The organism is Pseudoxanthomonas sp. F37 (genome assembly GCF_022965755.1).
GTDB lineage: Bacteria > Pseudomonadota > Gammaproteobacteria > Xanthomonadales > Xanthomonadaceae > Pseudoxanthomonas_A.
The window spans coordinates 2,530,240-2,545,582 of record NZ_CP095187.1; the positions used below are offsets into that span (position 1 = coordinate 2,530,240).

The following is a 15,343-nucleotide window of genomic DNA, read 5'->3' on the forward strand; positions in this document are numbered from 1 at the left end:
TCGCAGTCCCCGCTACGCGAATCGACGTGTCTTTACCGTTCTGAAGATGAACAGAGTAGCCAGGCCGCTGAATCGCAAAGGAAGTATCCCAGAACTCAACCTCGTAGGGGAAGCTGATCAATGGGAACCGACGTGAAAATTGAAAGCTTTACTATTACCTTTGTGAGCGGCGACGGCTCTGAAGTGAACGAGGTCATCACCAAGACGCTGCCGAAGAAACTTAAGCTCAACCTGACGCCCAAAGACGAAACTTTTTCGCAGCGTTTGGCTACTACGAAAGCGCTCGACACGGCACGCAAAGCCAGAGTCTCTGGTTTTACCTCCACCGCAAAGCCAACAAGGCCTCTTTCGAGCTTTGTCTCGACAAAGAAGTGAGCTTTCGTCGCCGTTCCCCACGGCGAGACTCAATGAGTCCACATACACGCTAGTCAAGCTAGCGCTCGCGTGCTTGATCCGTTAATCTTACAGGACACAAAACAGGACACATTCCTTGTTTGCGTCCTGTAGGAGAATCAAGGACTTAGGGTCGGGTTGACTCGATCCCCCTCTCTCCGCCAGATTCGAAGCATCCCGGCCTGCCGGGATGACGGCGAACCGCGCTACGGCGCGGTTTCGTTTCTATGGTGGCCCCGTCGGCCCCTCGCGACGCTAGGTCGAAAACCCCGCCAGGGCCGGAAGGCAGCAACGGTATCGATCGACGCGGGCGCCGAGGCCAGCCGGCGGGGCCACCGCCTTTTCAGGCGCAGGCCGTTCATTGATGCCTGCCGTTGCGACGGCGCCTTTCACCGCGCGATGTACCTGTCGCCAGCACGGCCTTGTCATCGCGTCTGCGCACACGATCAGTCGGGGATGATAGCCAAGGCGTCGGGTTCACGGCCGGTTACCCAGTAGTCGACGACCTGCCAGCGCTGTGTGTCGACCACGGCGATGCGATCGCCCCCACTGATCGCCACATAGGCGCGCGGGCGATCCGACGCCACCACCACCCCGATAGGAAGCGCCGCATTGCCGAGCATCGTGGGCTGATAACGCATGTCCTCGCGCGAAAGCGGCACGGTGGCGATCGGCACCTTGGTGCGGGCATTGAAGACGGCCAGCGTCGCGGCCCGCGCATTGGTGACGAAGGCGAGCGCGCCGTCGGCAGCGAAGGTCACGCGGATCGGAAAGCCCTTGCTGCTCATGCGGCGCTTGATGGCCAGCGTGCGTGGATCGTGCACAGTCAGGGTGCCGTCCTCACGGTTGGTTACCCAGACTTCGGCCCCGTCCGGCCGCACCGCGACGCCTTCGGCGCCCTTGCCTGCGGGACGCTCCACGCGCGCACCGGTCGCCAGATCGATCCGGCTGACCGTGCCGGTCTGGATCTTGGTCAGGTAGGCCACCTGTCCGTCCGGCGACAATGCCACCATGTGGCCGGTGCCGGCGCCCACATCGAGCGTCCGCTCGACTTCGCCCGACGCGACATCCACCACCACAAGGCTGGCGGTGGCTTCCGTGGTGACCAGCACCCGGCGACCATCGGGGAGAAAGCGGATGCCATGCGGGGCGCTGTGCTGCCCCAAGTCGATAGTGCGTGTCGGCTTGCCTCCTACCAGGTCCAGGACCGATACCGTGTTGCCAGACTGCGAGCCTCCGTAGTTCGTCACCACGGCCGTGCGACCGTCGGGCGCCACCGCAATTTCGTGCGGCGCCTCGCCTGTCCTGTATTCGCCTGTCTTGCGTCCGTCGCGCAGCGACAGCCGCCACACTGTGTCCGCGGACTTGTTGCCCACCATCAGTTCGGCCGCCTGCGTCGCGGACGCGCCGAGGCACGCAAGGACGATGCCGACGCCAGGCGCGACCGCCCGCACCACGCTCACGATCCTTCCGCCACGGGATGCAGCCAGTCCGCATCGCCTTCGCGGTAGTGCTCGCGCTTCCAGATAGGCACGCGCTGCTTCACTTCATCGATGATGTAGCGGCAGGCATCGAAGGCGGCGCCACGATGCGCTGCGCTCACCCCCACCCACACGGCCAGATCGCCGATCGCGAGGGCGCCGACACGGTGTGCACAGCAGGCCGCCAGCACATCGAAACGCTCCATCGCCTCGGTCACGATCCGTTCGCCTTCGCGTGCGGCGAGCGCGCCATAGGCTTCATAGTCCAGGCCATCGACCGCGCGACCGGCGTGGTGGTCGCGGACCCAGCCCTCGAACGTCGCATGGCCGCCCGCGCGCGGGTCGCGCAGGTCGGCGCCGAGCCTTGCGACGTCCAGCGGTTCCGCCGACAGGAAGAAGCGCTGCACGGCTCAGCCTCCGCTCACCGGGGGAATGAAGGCGACTTCGCTGCCCGCCCGCAGCGGATCCTGCCAGCGCGCGAACTCGCCATCGACGGCCACGCGCAGGTGTTCGCGCGGCCAGGCAATGCCGTGACGGGCCTGGATCTGGTCATAGAGTCCCGCCAGATCAACCGCCTCGGTGCTGACCGATTCGCTGGGCACCCCCGCGCGCTCGCGCAGGCTGGCGAAATACAGCAGGGTCAGGGTGACGCTCATGGCGCCCCCACGTCGCGCTTGCCGCCGCGCTTGCCCACCAGCTTCGCCGGCCCCAGCACGATGGCGTGCGACAGCGCCTTGCACATGTCGTACACCGTCAACGCGGCCACGGTGGCGCCGGTCAGTGCTTCCATCTCCACACCGGTGCGGTGCACGGTGCGGACCTGGCATTGGATCAGCAGCGCGCGCTCTCCGTCCCAATCGATGGACAGCCGGCAACCGTCGATGGGAAGCGGATGGCAGAACGGGATCAGTTCGTGCGTCCGCTTCACCGCCATCGTGCCGGCGATGATCGCCGTGTCGACGATGCCGCCCTTGGCGCTGCGCAGGCCGCTGCGCTTCAACTGCCGCGCCACCTCGTCGGGAAAGCGTACCCGGCAGCTCGCCCGCGCCTCGCGCGCAGTGGCGTCCTTGCCGGAAACGTCGACCATCGCCGGTCGGCCGGCGGCATCCAGATGGGTCAGTGCAGTGCGGGGCATGCAGGTCCTTGGGGGAATCAGCCGCCGATAAGATACATCTCGACACGGCGCCGGTCCCGCACTTCCGGTCGGCCGCGCAGTTCGCTGTAACGGTCGCCGCGCGCCGACCACAGGCCGGCCACGTGCGCGGCCAGGGCCTCTTCGCCCTGCGCCAGGACCGCGCGCAGGTCGGTGCCGCCGGAGGCGAACAGGCAGGTGAACAAGCGGCCATCCGCCGACACCCGCGCCCGATGGCAGTCGCCGCAGAACGGCGTGCTGACCGAACTGACGAAACCGACTTCGCCACCGCCATCGTCGAATCCGTAGCGTTCGGCCACCTCGCCCCGGTAGTCCGCCTGCACCGGATGCAGCGGCCAGCGCGCGGCGATGCGGTCGCGCAGCACGGCCGAAGGGACCATGCGCTCCCGCCGCCAGTCGTTGCTGTCGCCCACGTCCATGAACTCGATGAAACGCACGACATGCCCGGTGCCACGGAAGCGCTCCACCAGCGGGACCACCTGGCTCTCGTTGACGCCGCGCTGGACGACGGCATTGATCTTCAACCGCTTGAAGCCGGCCGCCACCGCGGCGTCGATGCCGGCCAGCACCTCGCCGACCCGGCCGCGTCTTCCGGACATCTCGGCGAACACCTCCGGATCCAGCGCATCCAGGCTGACGGTGATGCGCCGCAGGCCGGCCTCGTGCAGGGCCTGCGCCTGCTGGGCGAGCAGCACGCCGTTGGTGGTCAGCGCGATGTCCTCCAGGCCCGGAATGACGGCCAGCCGGCGCACCAGTTCGGGCAGGCGCTTGCGCAGCAGGGGCTCACCGCCCGTAAGCCTGAGTTTGCGCACGCCCAGTCGCACGAACGCGCGCACCAGGGTCTCGATCTCGTCGAAGGACAGACGTTGCGAGGCGTCCGTGCCGTAGTCTTCGGGCACGCGGTCCGCCGGCATGCAGTAGCCGCAGCGGAAATTGCAGGCGTCGATGACCGACAGGCGCAGGTCGTGCAGCGGACGCCCCAGCAGGTCGTGCGGCGCAGGCGTGCCGTTCACGGCAGCTCGACCCGCCGCGGCGGCGGCAGCGCAATGCCCTCGCCGGGTGTCGCGACCCGATGCCCGCGCGCCCGCAGGGCTTCGCCGTCTTCGACGCTGGCGTAGTGGTAAAGCACGCAGCGAGCCAGCAGCGCAGGCGGGTACTCACGTTCCAGGTCGTCGATGCCGCTGTGCGAAGGATTGCCGTGCAGGCCGCAGTCGTGCGCGATCAGCTCGCCGGCGTCGGCATGGCGCGCCAGCATTTCCGGAATGGGCCGCGTATCGCCCGTCCATACCACGCTGCCGTGCAGGCGCAGGCCGAACGCCGTGTCGGGCCAGTGATGCCGCACCGGGAAGACCTCCACCCGCTGGCCGTCGTGCCAGAAGGCCTCGCCGACCGGCACCAGCTGGAACGCATCCCAGAAGTTCGCGCCGCCCTCGGCCAATACGTTGGGATAGCTGGCGATGCGCTGGTGCAGCAGCGGCACCAGCGGCGCCGGCACGTACAGGCGCACCTGGCCGCGGCGCGCGGGGTCGAAATAGCTGGCCACGAACAGGCGCTCCATGCCCGCCACATGGTCAAGGTGGACATGGGTGATGAAGACCGCCATGGGCATGTCGCCATAGCGGGCCTGGAAGGCGGTCAGGCCTTCGCCACCACAGTCGATCGTCAACCAGGGCGCGCCCCCGCGCTCGAGCGTGGCCATCGCCGAGCCCAACTCGACCGCGCTGGCGTTGCCCACGCCATGGAAGTGCAGCGTCCACCCCACCTCAATACCCCCGCGACCAGGCATGGTCGTAGGCGCGGCGCAGGTGGGCGAAATCCGTACCCACCTCGTCCGCGCTGCGATCGCCCCGCAGCTTGAGCAACGAGCGTCGCAGGCGGGCGAGGTTCTGTTCGCGCCAGGCCGTGGCGGGAATGCGCAGGCGCCCCCGGTCGAAGTCGATCAGCCAGCCCTGGCCGTTCCCGTCGAAGAGGATGTTGTGGGCATTGAGGTCCGCGTGGTCCAGGCCGGCGCGGTGGAAGCGCGCCACCAGGCGGCCGGTGGTTTCCCACGGCGCCTGCGCTTTCACGGCGAGGTCGGCGAGCGTGCGCACCCCCATCAGCCGTTCCAGCAGGATGGATGCACGGTAGAACATGCCATCGCGCACGTAGCTCGCGGCGACCGGGCGCGGCACGGGCAATCCCCGCGCCAACAGGGCGCGGGTGAGCCGGAATTCGGCGAAACTGCGGGTCTTGTCCGGGCCGTGCCACAGGTAGCGGTCGCGGCTGAAGCGGGCCGCCAGCCCGCCCCGCCGGTAGTGCCGCAGCACGCACTGGCTGGATGGCGCGTCGATGAACCAGGCGCCGCCGCGCCCCCCGCTGTCGACCGGCCGGGCGCGCTCGCCCCACTTTTCCGGCGAGAACCAGTCGGGGTCGGCTTGCCGCAGGTGTTTGCGGTCGAACAGAATCGCACCGTATCCGCTGCCTTCGCGGAACGGCGTCAGGGATTCCGAGGCGTCAAAACCGACCATCCAGCGAGTCTAACAACACTTGTCCACGATTCCCCAATCGCTCTGCCTGCTCCGCCTGTCCGCCCTGGGCGACGTCACCCACGTGGTACCGCTGGTGCGCACGCTGCAGCGCCACTGGCCCCAGGCGCGCCTGCACTGGGTGATCGACAATGGCGGCTCCAAGCTGCTGGAGGGCCTGCAGGGCGTCACCTTCCACACCTACGACAAGAAGACCGGCCTGGCGGGCATGCGGGCGTTGCGGGCGGAGCTGCCCGCTGCCGGCTTCGATGCGCTGCTGCAGATGCAGGTGGCCCTGCGCGCCAACCTGCTGTCGGCCTTCATCCGTGCGCGCAGGCGCATCGGCTACGACCGCGGCCGCTCCAAGGACCTGCACGGCCTGGTCATCAACGAACGCATCCCCGACCGCCCCGGCATCCACGTACTGGATGCGATCGGCAGCTTCTGCGAACCACTGGGCCTGAAGCAGACCAGCGTCACCTGGGACCTGCCCGTTCCCGCCGACGCGCATGCGTGGGCCCGCGCGCAGTGGCCGGCGGACGCGATGCGCACGCTGGTCATCTCGCCCTGCTCCAGCCACGAACGCCGCAACTGGTACGCCGACCGCTATGCGGCGGTGGCCGACCATGCCGCCGCCCACGGGTGGCGCATCGTGCTGTGCGGTGGACGCAGCGAGCTGGAGCGCCAGACCGCCGATGCGATCATCGGCGCCATGCAGGCGCCGGTGCTTGACCTGGTGGGCAAGGACACCTTGAAGCAACTGCCGGCCCTGCTGGCGCGCGCGGACCTGGTGATGACGCCCGACTCGGGGCCCATGCACATCGCCAATGCCATGGGCAGCGCCGTGCTGGGCCTGCATGCCGCCAGCAACCCGCTCCGCAGCGGCCCCTACTCTTCCGTGCGCTACTGCGTGGACCGCTACGACGACGCCGCGCGCCGCTACAAGGGCAGGCCGGCGTCGGCGCTGAAGTGGGGCACCAAGATCGAGCACGACGGCGTGATGGCGCTGATCACCGTGGACGACGCCATCGCCGCGTTCGAGCGCCGCCGCGCGGATCTGGCGGGGTGAGCGGCACCGCGATCAGGACGCGCCGGCGCCCTGGTAGTCCTGGTAGGACTTCTCTTCCACGTAGGTAGACCCCAGGGCCAGGTTGATGGCCTTCTTGATGCGTGCGCGCTCATCGTTCTCGATGTAGACGCTGCGTGCCAGGCGGACGAAGTCGTCGTCGAAGGCCTGCGCCTTCTCCTTCAGCCGCACCTCGTCCTCGATCGCCCACAGCCGCTCGTTGACCGCCTTCAGCCTGGCGCGAAGCTCGGCGATGTCGTGTCCGGCGACCGGGTGCGCCAGCCAGGTCTTTTCCAGCGCGGCCAGCTCGTCGCGGACGTGGGCCAGCTTGGCCGGGTCGCTCATGCGCTCGGACTTGATCTGCAGGATGGCGATCTTGTCCAGCAGTTCGCCGAAGGAGACGGGGACGAGGATCTCGGACATGGGGGACTTCCGCGGCTGGGGAGGACATTCTAGGCGCCGCCGCGCGCCGGGAACGCAAAAGCCCCCTTGCGGGGGCTTTCTTGAACTGGCGGAGAGGGAGGGATTCGAACCCTCGATACGCTATTAACGTATGCCTGATTTCGAGTCAGGTACATTCAACCACTCTGCCACCTCTCCGGTGGCCCGGCGCTTGCCGGGGCGTGAATGATACGTGGCGGGCCGCGTCCGGACAAGCCGCGCCTCCTGTCGCGCCCGCGTGCCTCACCTCCCCTGCACATGGATGAACTCCCGCCTGCGCCGATAGGCATGCGCGCCTTGCCCGATGTCCTGTCCGCCCGGATCATTGCGTATCACGGGATAGGCGAATGCCGTCCGCACAGACAGGGCACCATGATCGAATTCGGCCACATCTCCCACGTGGGGCTCCGGCGCGAGCTGAACGAGGACACCTACTACGGCGACAGCGAGCTGGGCCTGTGGCTGGTGGCCGACGGCATGGGCGGGCACGCCTGCGGCGAAGTGGCCAGCGCGCTGGCGCGCGAGACCATCGTGCGCGAGATCCGCGACGGCACGCCGCTGGCGCAGGCCATCCGGATAGCCGACGAGGAGATCATCCGCACCTCACGCCGCCGCAACGACACCCTGCCCATGGGCACCACCGTGGTGGCCGCGCGCATCCAGGGCAACCGCTTCGAAGTGGCCTGGGTGGGCGACAGCCGCGCCTACCTGTGGCGCGAGGGCCAACTGGCGCAGTTGAGCCAGGACCACAGCTATGTGCAGGAACTGATCGCCCAGGGCGCCCTGACCAGCGAGCAGGCGCGCACCCACCCACACCGCAACGTCGTCACCCAGGCCCTGGGCGTCACCGATCCCAACCACCTCAACGTGGAGACGATGACCGGGGAACTCCGCCCCGGCATGCAGTTGCTGCTGTGCAGCGACGGCCTGACCGAGGAAGTCGACGACCCCAGCATCGCCGCCACCCTGAAGCACGACGACTGCAGCGCGCAGGAATGCGTCGATACCCTGATCGCCGCCGCGCTGGACGGCGGCGGCTCGGACAACGTCACCGCCATCCTGGTGCGCTGCCACTGACCCCGTTCAGCCGGCCTCGAACGCCGGCGCATCCCACAGGCAGCGGCCCCCCGCCTTCTTGCGCAGGGTCGCCAGACGCGCCTCGTGCGCGGCCAGCTCATCCGCCGACACGGTCACGCGCGGACGGGCGCCCGCGACCGCGGGGTCGAAATGGCGAACCACCGTCGCCGCGACGCCCGGCGCCGCCTCCTCCGCGCCACCGAACCCGATCTCGCGCTGCCCGGCCGTCAGGTTCAGGTAGACATCGCACAGCAGTTGGGCGTCGAGCAGCGCGCCGTGCAGTTGCCGGTGGGTGTTGTCCACGCCCAACCGCTTGCACAGCGCGTCCAGCGAGTTGCGCTGCCCCGGGAACCGTTGCCTGGCCAGCAGCAGCGAATCCTCGACCGTCACGCGGTCGCCCAGGCGACCGTAGGCCTCGCCCAGCAGCGAAAGTTCGTAGTCCAGGAACCCCACGTCGAAGGCGGCGTTGTGGATCACCAGCTCGGCGCCGTCGATGAAGGCCAGGAACTCGTCGGCGATCGCCGCGAACACGGGCTTGTCCGACAGGAACTCCAGGCTGAGGCCGGTGACTTCGGCCGCCCCCTGCTCGAATTCCCGCTGGGGATTGATGTACTGGTGATAGGTCCGACCGGTCGGCCGCCGCTCGACCAGCTCCACGCAGCCGATTTCGACCACGCGGTTGCCCTTCTTCCATTCCAGGCCGGTGGTTTCGGTGTCGAGGACGATCTGGCGCATCAGGCTGAGGCTTCCTTGGGCAGGGGCAGGTGGAACAGGTCGAGCGCGTGCTCGACGTGCGGCAACACGATCATTCTGTCGAATTCGAATCCCAGCTTCTGCAACAGCCCGATCGATGCGGCGTTGTCGGGATTGACGATGGCGCGCAGGCAGGTGAGCCGCAGCCGCGTGGCGGCGTCGGCGATGACCGCCTGCGCGGCCTCGTGGGCGAAGCCCTCGCCCGTGTGCATGGGCAACAGTGCGTAGCCCAGGTCGGGGCCGTCCAGCCCCTCGCGCCGGACCAGCCCGCAATTGCCTATCAGTGCGCCGGTGTCCTTGCGACGTACCGCGTACATGCCGAAGCCATGGTCCGCATAGCTCCGCAGCGCGCCCTCGCGCAGATAGGCACGCGCCTGCCCGAGCGTGCGCACGCCGCGGTCGGCGATATGGCGGATGAAGGCCGGATCGTTGAGCAGCGCAAGCATCAGTGCCGCGTCCTCGTCGTTGCGATCGGACATGGCATGCAGGCTCAGGCGCGGCGTCTCGGCGACGATCTGGCCGGGCATCACCGCGACCGTCATGCCACCGCCCCGTTGCGGAAACGCACGGCCGCGTTGCGCGCCAGCACATCGACGCGTTCGTTGTCCGGGTCGCCGTTATGGCCCTTGACCCACTTCCATTCGATCCTGTGCCGGCCGGTGGCGGCATGCAGGCGCTCCCACAGGTCGCGGTTCTTCACCGGATCGCCGCCCGCCGTCCTCCAGCCGCGCCGCACCCAGCCCGGCATCCATTCGGTGATGCCCTGGCGCACATACTGCGAATCGATGTGCAGCGTCACCCGGCAACCCTCCGTCAGCACTTCCAGTGCGGCGATGGCCGCCATCAGCTCCATGCGGTTGTTGGTGGTCTGCGCCTCGCCGCCGACCAGTTCACGCTCCTTGTCGCCGTAGCGCAGCAGCGCGGCCCAGCCGCCGGGGCCGGGATTGCCCAGGCAGGAGCCATCGGTATGGATGCTGACGTGTTTCATGTGTCCTCGTGGAAGAAGGTCAGGCCGCCGGGGCGGCGCGCCAGGCGCGCGCCACCGGGGCCGGGGGAATCACACCTGCCACACGCTTTTCCGCGCCGAGCAGGCGGGCCGCACGCAGGGGCGCGGGGCCGTGGCCCGGGGCCTGCGGGACGCCACGCCAGACGGGGCCATAGTGGAGGACGTGTTCGGCCGCCGTGAGGCCGGCTGCGGCCAGTTGCAGGTGCCACTGGCTCAACGCGCGGGCTGTCAGGCCGGTCCCCCGCCAGCGCAGTCGATACGGGCTCCACGGGTTCAGTACGAACAGCCACAGCCGTCCACCGGGCTCGAGCACGCGGGCGCATTCCTGCAGCAGCGGCTGCGGGTCGCCCGCATCCAGCACGTGCTGCAGCACGATCACGGCCACCGCCTCGGTCGGCAGCGGCAACGGCAGGCCGCAACGTACCTGCCCGGCCAGGCGCGGTGTCCCCGCCTTCGCGCGCAGCCACAGGCCGCGCATGGTGGGGATGTCCTCGGCGGGCACGTGCTGCCCACCGTCCGGGCAGACCCACAGCCACGGCCCCGGCGTCCTGCTGGTGAGCGCCTGGCTGACCCGGGCCCGCTCGGAGGCCAGGACCGGTCCGCCGCGGCCCGTCCCGAACCACGCCAGGGCATCGGGTTGACGGGCAAACGCGAAGGCAGGCATGTTCGGATTGTAGAGGACGCCGCCCCCGGGCGTCCGTCCGACCGGAGTCCGCCCGCCGATGCGCCTGCTCGCCCTGCCCGCCTTCGAGGACAATTACATCTGGGCGCTGGTCGACGACGAAGGCGACGCGCTGGTGATCGATCCCGGCGACGCCGCGCCCGTGCTCGCCGCCACCGGCAACGGCCTGTGGCCCGCCGCCGTCTTGGTGACGCACCACCATGCCGACCACGCTGGCGGCATCGCCGCCCTGCGTGCGCGCTGGCCCGCGCTGCCGGTATTCGCCCCGCGCGACGACCGCATTCCCGAGGCCTCCGACCGCGTTGGCGAAGGCGATGTGGTGCAGGTGAAGCACTGGCGCCTGTCCGTGCTTGAGGTGCCGGGGCATACGCGCAGCCATATCGCCTTCCACGGGGGCAGCCCGGACGCCGCGCCCCATCTGTTCTGTGGGGACACCCTGTTCAGCCTCGGCTGTGGCCGCCTGTTCGAAGGCACGCCGGCACAGATGCTCGCTTCGCTCGACCGGCTGGCGGCCCTGCCGGCCACGTCGCTGGTCTGTTGCGGCCACGAATACACCCTGTCCAACGCCGCCTTTGCCGCGACCGTGGATCCGCACAACCCGGCCCTGCGCCGGCGCATCGAGGACGCCCGCACCATGCGCCACGCCGGGCGCCCCACCCTGCCGGTGACGCTGGCCAGCGAAACGGCGACCAACCCCTTCCTGCGGGTGGACGAGGACGCCCTGGTCACCGCGGTCGGCCATCGCCTGGGACGGGCCCCGGTCGACCGGGTGGAGACGTTCGCCACGCTGCGGCAGTGGAAGAACGATTTCCGCGCATGAACGGCCGCAACGTGCTGCGCCTGGCCCTGCTGGCATCGATCTGGGGCATGTCGGTGCCCGCGGCCCTGGCGGAACCCCCGGAGACGGTGGAGGCGCCACCGGCGGGACCGGCTGCCGCGCCCGATGCCGCCGGCATTCCCGTCGGTCACCAGCGCAGCGGGCTGGACATCTACCAGCGCTTCCGCGATGGCCTGGCCGATCCCGAATGCGACAGCCAGGCGACGAACGGCCGCTGGAAGCAGCACTTCGGCCATGCCCCCGGGCAGCTGGCACGGGCCGAGGACGACCTGCTGCCCCTGTTCGGTTACGTGGTCGATGCCCTGCGCGATGCGCAGCTGCCCACGGAGTTCGCGTTGATCCCGTTCGTGGAGAGCGGCTACAAGCCGGGCGCACGCAATCCCAATGGACCGGCGGGCCTGTGGCAGTTCATCGCCATCACCGCACGCAACCACGGGGTGCCGATGCGCGAGGGGTACGACGGGCGGCTGTCGCCGGTCGATTCCACCCAGGCCGCGGTGCGCTACCTGAAAACGCTGCACGGCATGTTCGGCGGCGACTGGCGGCTGGCGGTGATGGCCTACAACGCAGGCGAATACCGCGTGCTGCAGTCGATGCGCCGCGCCGGCATGAATGCGCGCAACGCCCGGCCGGCGGAACTGCCGGGGCTGTCCGGCGTCACCTATGCGTACGTGGAGAAGCTGCACGCGCTCGCCTGCATCTTCCAGCAGGCCGACGACCGCGACGCCTGGCTCAGACAGCTCGATCGTCCCGTGCCGCGACTGGCACCGCACGACCTGCCCGGTGATGCCACCCTCGCGTCCTGGGCGCGCGAACGGCAGCAGTCCCCCGCGCTGCTCGCACGACTCAATCCGGCGCTGACCGGCCGCTTCAGCCGCGGCGGCAAGCCGGTACGCCTGCTGGCGCCGACAGGCGCCGGCACGGAGCCGGCCCTGGCCGGAGGCGTCGCCGCACCCGATGCCGCCGCCGCGCCGTCCTCGCCGCCCGCCCCGGCCCCTGCCGCGGCGGCGCGCACGCACGAGGTCCAGCGTGGCGAATCGGCCTGGAGCATCGGCCGCCGCTACGGCATCCCTCCGGCGCAGCTGCTGCGCCTCAATGGCCTGAAGGCCGACGCCGTGCTCCGCCCGGGCATGGTGCTCAAGCTGGACGACGGGGCGGGCTGAGCGCCGCCCACCGGCAGTTCCCCGCAGATACGGAAATCCCGCCGTGCGGCGGGATTCCGGTCGGTGACGAAGGGGGCGACTCAGAGGCGCTCTTCGAACACCTTCACCTTGAAACGCTTGCGCAACGCATCGACGTAGGCCTGCGTCGCAATGCCACCGTTGAGCTGGGTCATCTGCTGCCGCATGTTCTCGCGTTCTTCGGCCGGCATCTGCGCGATGTCGCCCTCGGCCACCTTGTCGACGGTGAACACGGCATAGGCACCGTTGCCCAGCGCGACCTTGCCGGCGACGATCTTGCCCTGCGCCGGGCGCCCGGCGGCGAAGATCGCCTCGTTGGCTTCGGCGGTCGGCATGGGCATGCCACGGCGCAGCCCCGGCAATGCGTTGTAGCGCAGGCCTTCGGCGGCGGCGATGGTCGCCAGCGACTCGCCCTTCTGCAGGCGCGCGACCAGGGCGTCCGCCGCGGCCTGGGCCGCCTTCTCGCGCCGGTCCGCGCGGATGGCCAGCACCACCGCGTCGCGCGCCTTGTCCAATGGCAGGGCCTGTTCCGGCGTGTGCTGGGCCACGCGGATGACCACGCTGTGGTTGGGCGCGATCTCGATCGGATCGCTGACGGTGCCGTCCTGCACCAGGGTGTCGGAGAACGCGGCACGCAGCACCGCCGGCACGGTGGCGATGCCCTGCGGATCGTTGCGCGAGAACGGGCCGACCTTCTGCAGCGGCAGGCCGGTGGCCTGCGCGGCCGGCGCCAGTGCGGTCGGATTCTTCAGCGTCTCGTTGACCACGCGGCCAGCGAGGTCGTTGAACGCGCGCTCACGCTCGGCGTTGGCCTCCTCGGCCGCCAGTTCGTCGCGCACTTCCTCGAAACTGCGGCCGGTGCCACCGGTGACCTGCTTCAGCTGCAGGACGTGGTAGCCGAAATCGCTCTTCACCGGCCCGCGGATCTCGCCCACCTGCATGGCGAAGGCGGCGTCCTCGAACGGCTTGACCATCGACCCGTCCTTCGCGAACGGAGGCAGCTCGCCGCCCTGGTCCTTGGAGCCCGGATCCTCGGAATTGGCGCGCGCCAGCGCGGCGAAGTCGGCGCCTTCACGCGCCTGCTTGGCCAGCGCCGCCGCCTTGTCCTCCGCCTTCTTCAGCGTGGCCGCATCGGCGCCCGCATCCGCGGCGATCAGGATGTGGGCCACCACGCGCTGTTCCGGCGAGACGAAGCGCGACTTCTCGGCCTCGTAGCGCTTGCGCAGCGCGGCATCGTCGGCGGTCGCGGCAACGGGCAAGGTGGCGCCGTTGATCTCCAGGTATTCCAGCGACACCTGCTCGGCCTGCTTGAAGTCGTCCTTGTGGCCGTCGTACCAGGCCTTGATCTCGGCATCGGTGACCGGCGCGGCGTCTTCGGCGACCGGCGGCAGCAGGGCGATGCCGATATCGCGGGTTTCGCCCAGCACCTTCCACATGCGCGCCTGCTCGCCTTCGGTGACGAAGTCAGATTCGCCGATGGCCTGCGGCACCAGCATCATGCGCAGGCGGTCGCGCTGCTGTTCCTGGAACTGCAGCGGCGAGATCGCCGGCACCTGCGAGGACAGCAGCATGTGGTACTGCTCGGGGCTGAACTTGCCGTCCACCTGGAAGGCGGGTTCGCTCATGATCATCTTCTGCACGGCCGCATCGCCCACCACGACGCCTGCGCGCTGGGCGCCCAGCGCCAGCACCTTCTGGTCGATCAGCTGTTCCAGCACCTTGCGCTTGTTGTCGACGCTTTCGAACTCGCGCGGATCGAACGCCTCGCCCAGCGCCTGGCGTTGCTGCTGCCGCGCCTGCTCGAATGCCGTGCGGAACTCGTCCAGCGTGACTTCCTCGCGCTGCCACAGCGTGGACACCGGCCACCACTGCGGAGCGGACTCCCACCAGGTGGGCGGCGCCTCGACCAGGGCCACGTCGCTTGCCGTGCCGCCGGTCATGTATTCGTTCACGCCGACGAAGGCGAACGGAATGATCAGCAGACCCAGGATCAGGCTGGCGATCCAGCCGGAAGTTTTGTCGCGGAGTTTCTGCAGCATGTGAGCACGGGACCCGGATTCGTTCAGCCGCGCAGTTTAGCGTGCCGGGGCGGCGGCGTCTCGCCGCCCGGCGGGCGCTTTCCGTGCACGGGGCCGGCGCGCAGGGCTGCCTGCCAACCCGCAGGCAGACAGCAAAAAGCCCGCTTTCGCGGGCTTTTTGGGACCAAGTGGCGGAGTGGACGGGACTCGAACCCGCGACCTCCGGCGTGACAGGCCAGCATTCTAACCGACTGAACTACCACTCCGCGTTGAGACGAACATTGTAAGACGATTCGAGCGCTTTGCGCCAGCCCATCCGACAATTTTTTTGATCTTGCATCGCCCCGATGTGGTGGGTGCTGAGGGTTTCGAACCCCCGACCCTCTCCGTGTAAGGGAGACGCTCTACCGCTGAGCTAAGCACCCGGGTGCAAGCACCCTGCCATCGGCAGCGAGTCGATTAGTTTACGGCATCCTTCAGGGCTTTGCCAGCCTTGAACGCGGGGTTCTTGGACGCCTTGATCTTGATGGTGTCGCCGGTCTTCGGGTTGCGGCCGGTACGCGCAGCGCGCTTGCGGACCTGGAAGGTGCCGAAGCCGACCAGCGTCACGCTGTCGCCCTTCTTGAGGGCCTTGGTGATGCTGGAGATGACGGCGTCGACGGCACGGCCGGCTTCGGCCTTGGACACTTCGGCTTCGTCGGCGACGGCATCGATCAATTCGGTTTTGTTCATTGAGTAACTCCCTTTGCG

Annotated in this window: 19 protein-coding genes, 3 tRNA genes and 1 other RNA gene; 6 read left to right on the forward strand and 17 right to left on the reverse strand. The window is 69.0% G+C overall.

The window, feature by feature from the left end:
- The first annotated feature begins 120 nt into the window (after window positions 1-120).
- Window positions 121-375: a dolichyl-diphosphooligosaccharide--protein glycosyltransferase subunit 2 gene (locus MUU77_RS11815; protein WP_245087037.1), complete on the forward strand. Its 255-nt coding sequence runs from the start codon at window positions 121-123 to the stop codon at window positions 373-375.
- 254 nt (window positions 376-629) lie between these two features.
- Window positions 630-720, forward strand: an RNA gene (ffs, locus tag MUU77_RS11820) — signal recognition particle sRNA small type.
- A gap of 119 nt (window positions 721-839) precedes the next feature.
- Here the strand turns inward: ffs and MUU77_RS11825 are convergent.
- Genes MUU77_RS11825 through MUU77_RS11855 form a run of 7 tightly spaced genes read right to left on the reverse strand, consistent with a single transcriptional unit; the run spans window position 840 to window position 5,534 of the window.
- A complete protein-coding gene (locus MUU77_RS11825) occupies window positions 840-1,856 on the reverse strand; it encodes a beta-propeller fold lactonase family protein (protein WP_245087038.1) in 1,017 nt (338 codons plus the stop codon).
- Complete coding sequence (locus MUU77_RS11830; protein ID WP_245087040.1) at window positions 1,853-2,281, reverse strand: molybdenum cofactor biosynthesis protein MoaE; 429 nt, start codon at window positions 2,279-2,281, stop codon at window positions 1,853-1,855. Before MUU77_RS11830 ends, MUU77_RS11825 begins: the two co-directional genes overlap by 4 nt.
- Window positions 2,282-2,284: 3 nt before the next feature.
- Window positions 2,285-2,530 carry a molybdopterin converting factor subunit 1 gene (gene moaD / locus MUU77_RS11835; RefSeq protein ID WP_245087042.1) on the reverse strand — a complete coding sequence of 82 codons (246 nt, stop codon included), beginning with the start codon at window positions 2,528-2,530 and terminating at the stop codon, window positions 2,285-2,287.
- Window positions 2,527-3,009, reverse strand: coding sequence for a cyclic pyranopterin monophosphate synthase MoaC (moaC, locus tag MUU77_RS11840; protein ID WP_245087044.1), 483 nt, complete (start codon window positions 3,007-3,009; stop codon window positions 2,527-2,529). Before moaC ends, moaD begins: the two co-directional genes overlap by 4 nt.
- Before the next feature lie 17 nt (window positions 3,010-3,026).
- The gene (gene moaA, locus MUU77_RS11845) at window positions 3,027-4,040 is read right to left on the reverse strand and encodes a GTP 3',8-cyclase MoaA (protein WP_245087046.1); all 1,014 of its coding nucleotides are present in this window, start codon (window positions 4,038-4,040) and stop codon (window positions 3,027-3,029) included.
- Window positions 4,037-4,813: an MBL fold metallo-hydrolase gene (locus MUU77_RS11850; RefSeq protein WP_245087048.1), complete on the reverse strand. Its 777-nt coding sequence runs from the start codon at window positions 4,811-4,813 to the stop codon at window positions 4,037-4,039. Before MUU77_RS11850 ends, moaA begins: the two co-directional genes overlap by 4 nt.
- Window positions 4,791-5,534, reverse strand: a complete 744-nt coding sequence (locus tag MUU77_RS11855; RefSeq protein WP_245087050.1) for a 3-deoxy-D-manno-octulosonic acid kinase — start codon at window positions 5,532-5,534, stop codon at window positions 4,791-4,793. The genes MUU77_RS11850 and MUU77_RS11855 overlap by 23 nt, the downstream gene beginning before the upstream one ends.
- A gap of 19 nt (window positions 5,535-5,553) precedes the next feature.
- On the opposite strand from MUU77_RS11855, the gene MUU77_RS11860 reads away from it, so the two are divergent.
- Window positions 5,554-6,600, forward strand: coding sequence for a glycosyltransferase family 9 protein (locus MUU77_RS11860; RefSeq protein ID WP_245087052.1), 1,047 nt, complete (start codon window positions 5,554-5,556; stop codon window positions 6,598-6,600).
- Window positions 6,601-6,612: 12 nt separating this feature from the next.
- Here the strand turns inward: MUU77_RS11860 and MUU77_RS11865 are convergent, their stop codons facing one another.
- Window positions 6,613-7,020, reverse strand: coding sequence for a DUF6165 family protein (locus tag MUU77_RS11865; protein ID WP_245087054.1), 408 nt, complete (start codon window positions 7,018-7,020; stop codon window positions 6,613-6,615).
- 86 nt (window positions 7,021-7,106) lie between these two features.
- Window positions 7,107-7,197 (reverse strand) — tRNA-Ser (locus MUU77_RS11870).
- A gap of 213 nt (window positions 7,198-7,410) precedes the next feature.
- Between MUU77_RS11870 and MUU77_RS11875 the strand changes: the two genes are divergently transcribed.
- On the forward strand, window positions 7,411-8,115 hold the full coding sequence (locus MUU77_RS11875) for a PP2C family serine/threonine-protein phosphatase (protein WP_055942014.1): 705 nt from the start codon (window positions 7,411-7,413) through the stop codon (window positions 8,113-8,115).
- A 6-nt stretch (window positions 8,116-8,121) separates the two neighbouring features.
- On the opposite strand, the gene dnaQ is transcribed toward MUU77_RS11875, so the two are convergent.
- From dnaQ to MUU77_RS11895, 4 genes are read right to left on the reverse strand one after another with little or no spacing between them, the layout of a single operon-like run.
- Window positions 8,122-8,850, reverse strand: coding sequence for a DNA polymerase III subunit epsilon (dnaQ, locus tag MUU77_RS11880; RefSeq protein ID WP_245087056.1), 729 nt, complete (start codon window positions 8,848-8,850; stop codon window positions 8,122-8,124).
- Entirely contained in the window at window positions 8,850-9,410 is a 561-nt protein-coding gene (locus MUU77_RS11885; RefSeq protein WP_245087058.1) for a GNAT family N-acetyltransferase, read from the reverse strand. The genes dnaQ and MUU77_RS11885 overlap by 1 nt, the downstream gene beginning before the upstream one ends.
- The gene (gene rnhA / locus MUU77_RS11890) at window positions 9,407-9,856 is read right to left on the reverse strand and encodes a ribonuclease HI (RefSeq protein ID WP_245087060.1); all 450 of its coding nucleotides are present in this window, start codon (window positions 9,854-9,856) and stop codon (window positions 9,407-9,409) included. Before rnhA ends, MUU77_RS11885 begins: the two co-directional genes overlap by 4 nt.
- A gap of 19 nt (window positions 9,857-9,875) precedes the next feature.
- Window positions 9,876-10,538, reverse strand: a complete 663-nt coding sequence (locus MUU77_RS11895) for a methyltransferase domain-containing protein (RefSeq protein ID WP_245087062.1) — start codon at window positions 10,536-10,538, stop codon at window positions 9,876-9,878.
- A 58-nt stretch (window positions 10,539-10,596) separates the two neighbouring features.
- On the opposite strand from MUU77_RS11895, the gene gloB reads away from it, so the two are divergent.
- Both gloB and MUU77_RS11905 read left to right on the forward strand, forming a co-directional pair.
- On the forward strand, window positions 10,597-11,376 hold the full coding sequence (gene gloB, locus MUU77_RS11900) for a hydroxyacylglutathione hydrolase (protein ID WP_245087064.1): 780 nt from the start codon (window positions 10,597-10,599) through the stop codon (window positions 11,374-11,376).
- Entirely contained in the window at window positions 11,373-12,557 is a 1,185-nt protein-coding gene (locus MUU77_RS11905; RefSeq protein ID WP_245087066.1) for a lytic transglycosylase domain-containing protein, read from the forward strand. The genes gloB and MUU77_RS11905 overlap by 4 nt, the downstream gene beginning before the upstream one ends.
- A gap of 80 nt (window positions 12,558-12,637) precedes the next feature.
- On the opposite strand, the gene MUU77_RS11910 is transcribed toward MUU77_RS11905, so the two are convergent.
- The 4 genes from MUU77_RS11910 to MUU77_RS11925 form a co-directional block, all read right to left on the reverse strand.
- Window positions 12,638-14,614, reverse strand: a complete 1,977-nt coding sequence (locus MUU77_RS11910; protein ID WP_245087068.1) for a SurA N-terminal domain-containing protein — start codon at window positions 14,612-14,614, stop codon at window positions 12,638-12,640.
- Window positions 14,615-14,782: 168 nt separating this feature from the next.
- A tRNA-Asp gene (locus MUU77_RS11915) sits at window positions 14,783-14,859 on the reverse strand.
- 84 nt (window positions 14,860-14,943) lie between these two features.
- Window positions 14,944-15,018 (reverse strand) — tRNA-Val (locus MUU77_RS11920).
- A gap of 34 nt (window positions 15,019-15,052) precedes the next feature.
- Complete coding sequence (locus tag MUU77_RS11925) at window positions 15,053-15,325, reverse strand: HU family DNA-binding protein (protein WP_055941990.1); 273 nt, start codon at window positions 15,323-15,325, stop codon at window positions 15,053-15,055.
- Window positions 15,326-15,343 lie beyond the last annotated feature (18 nt).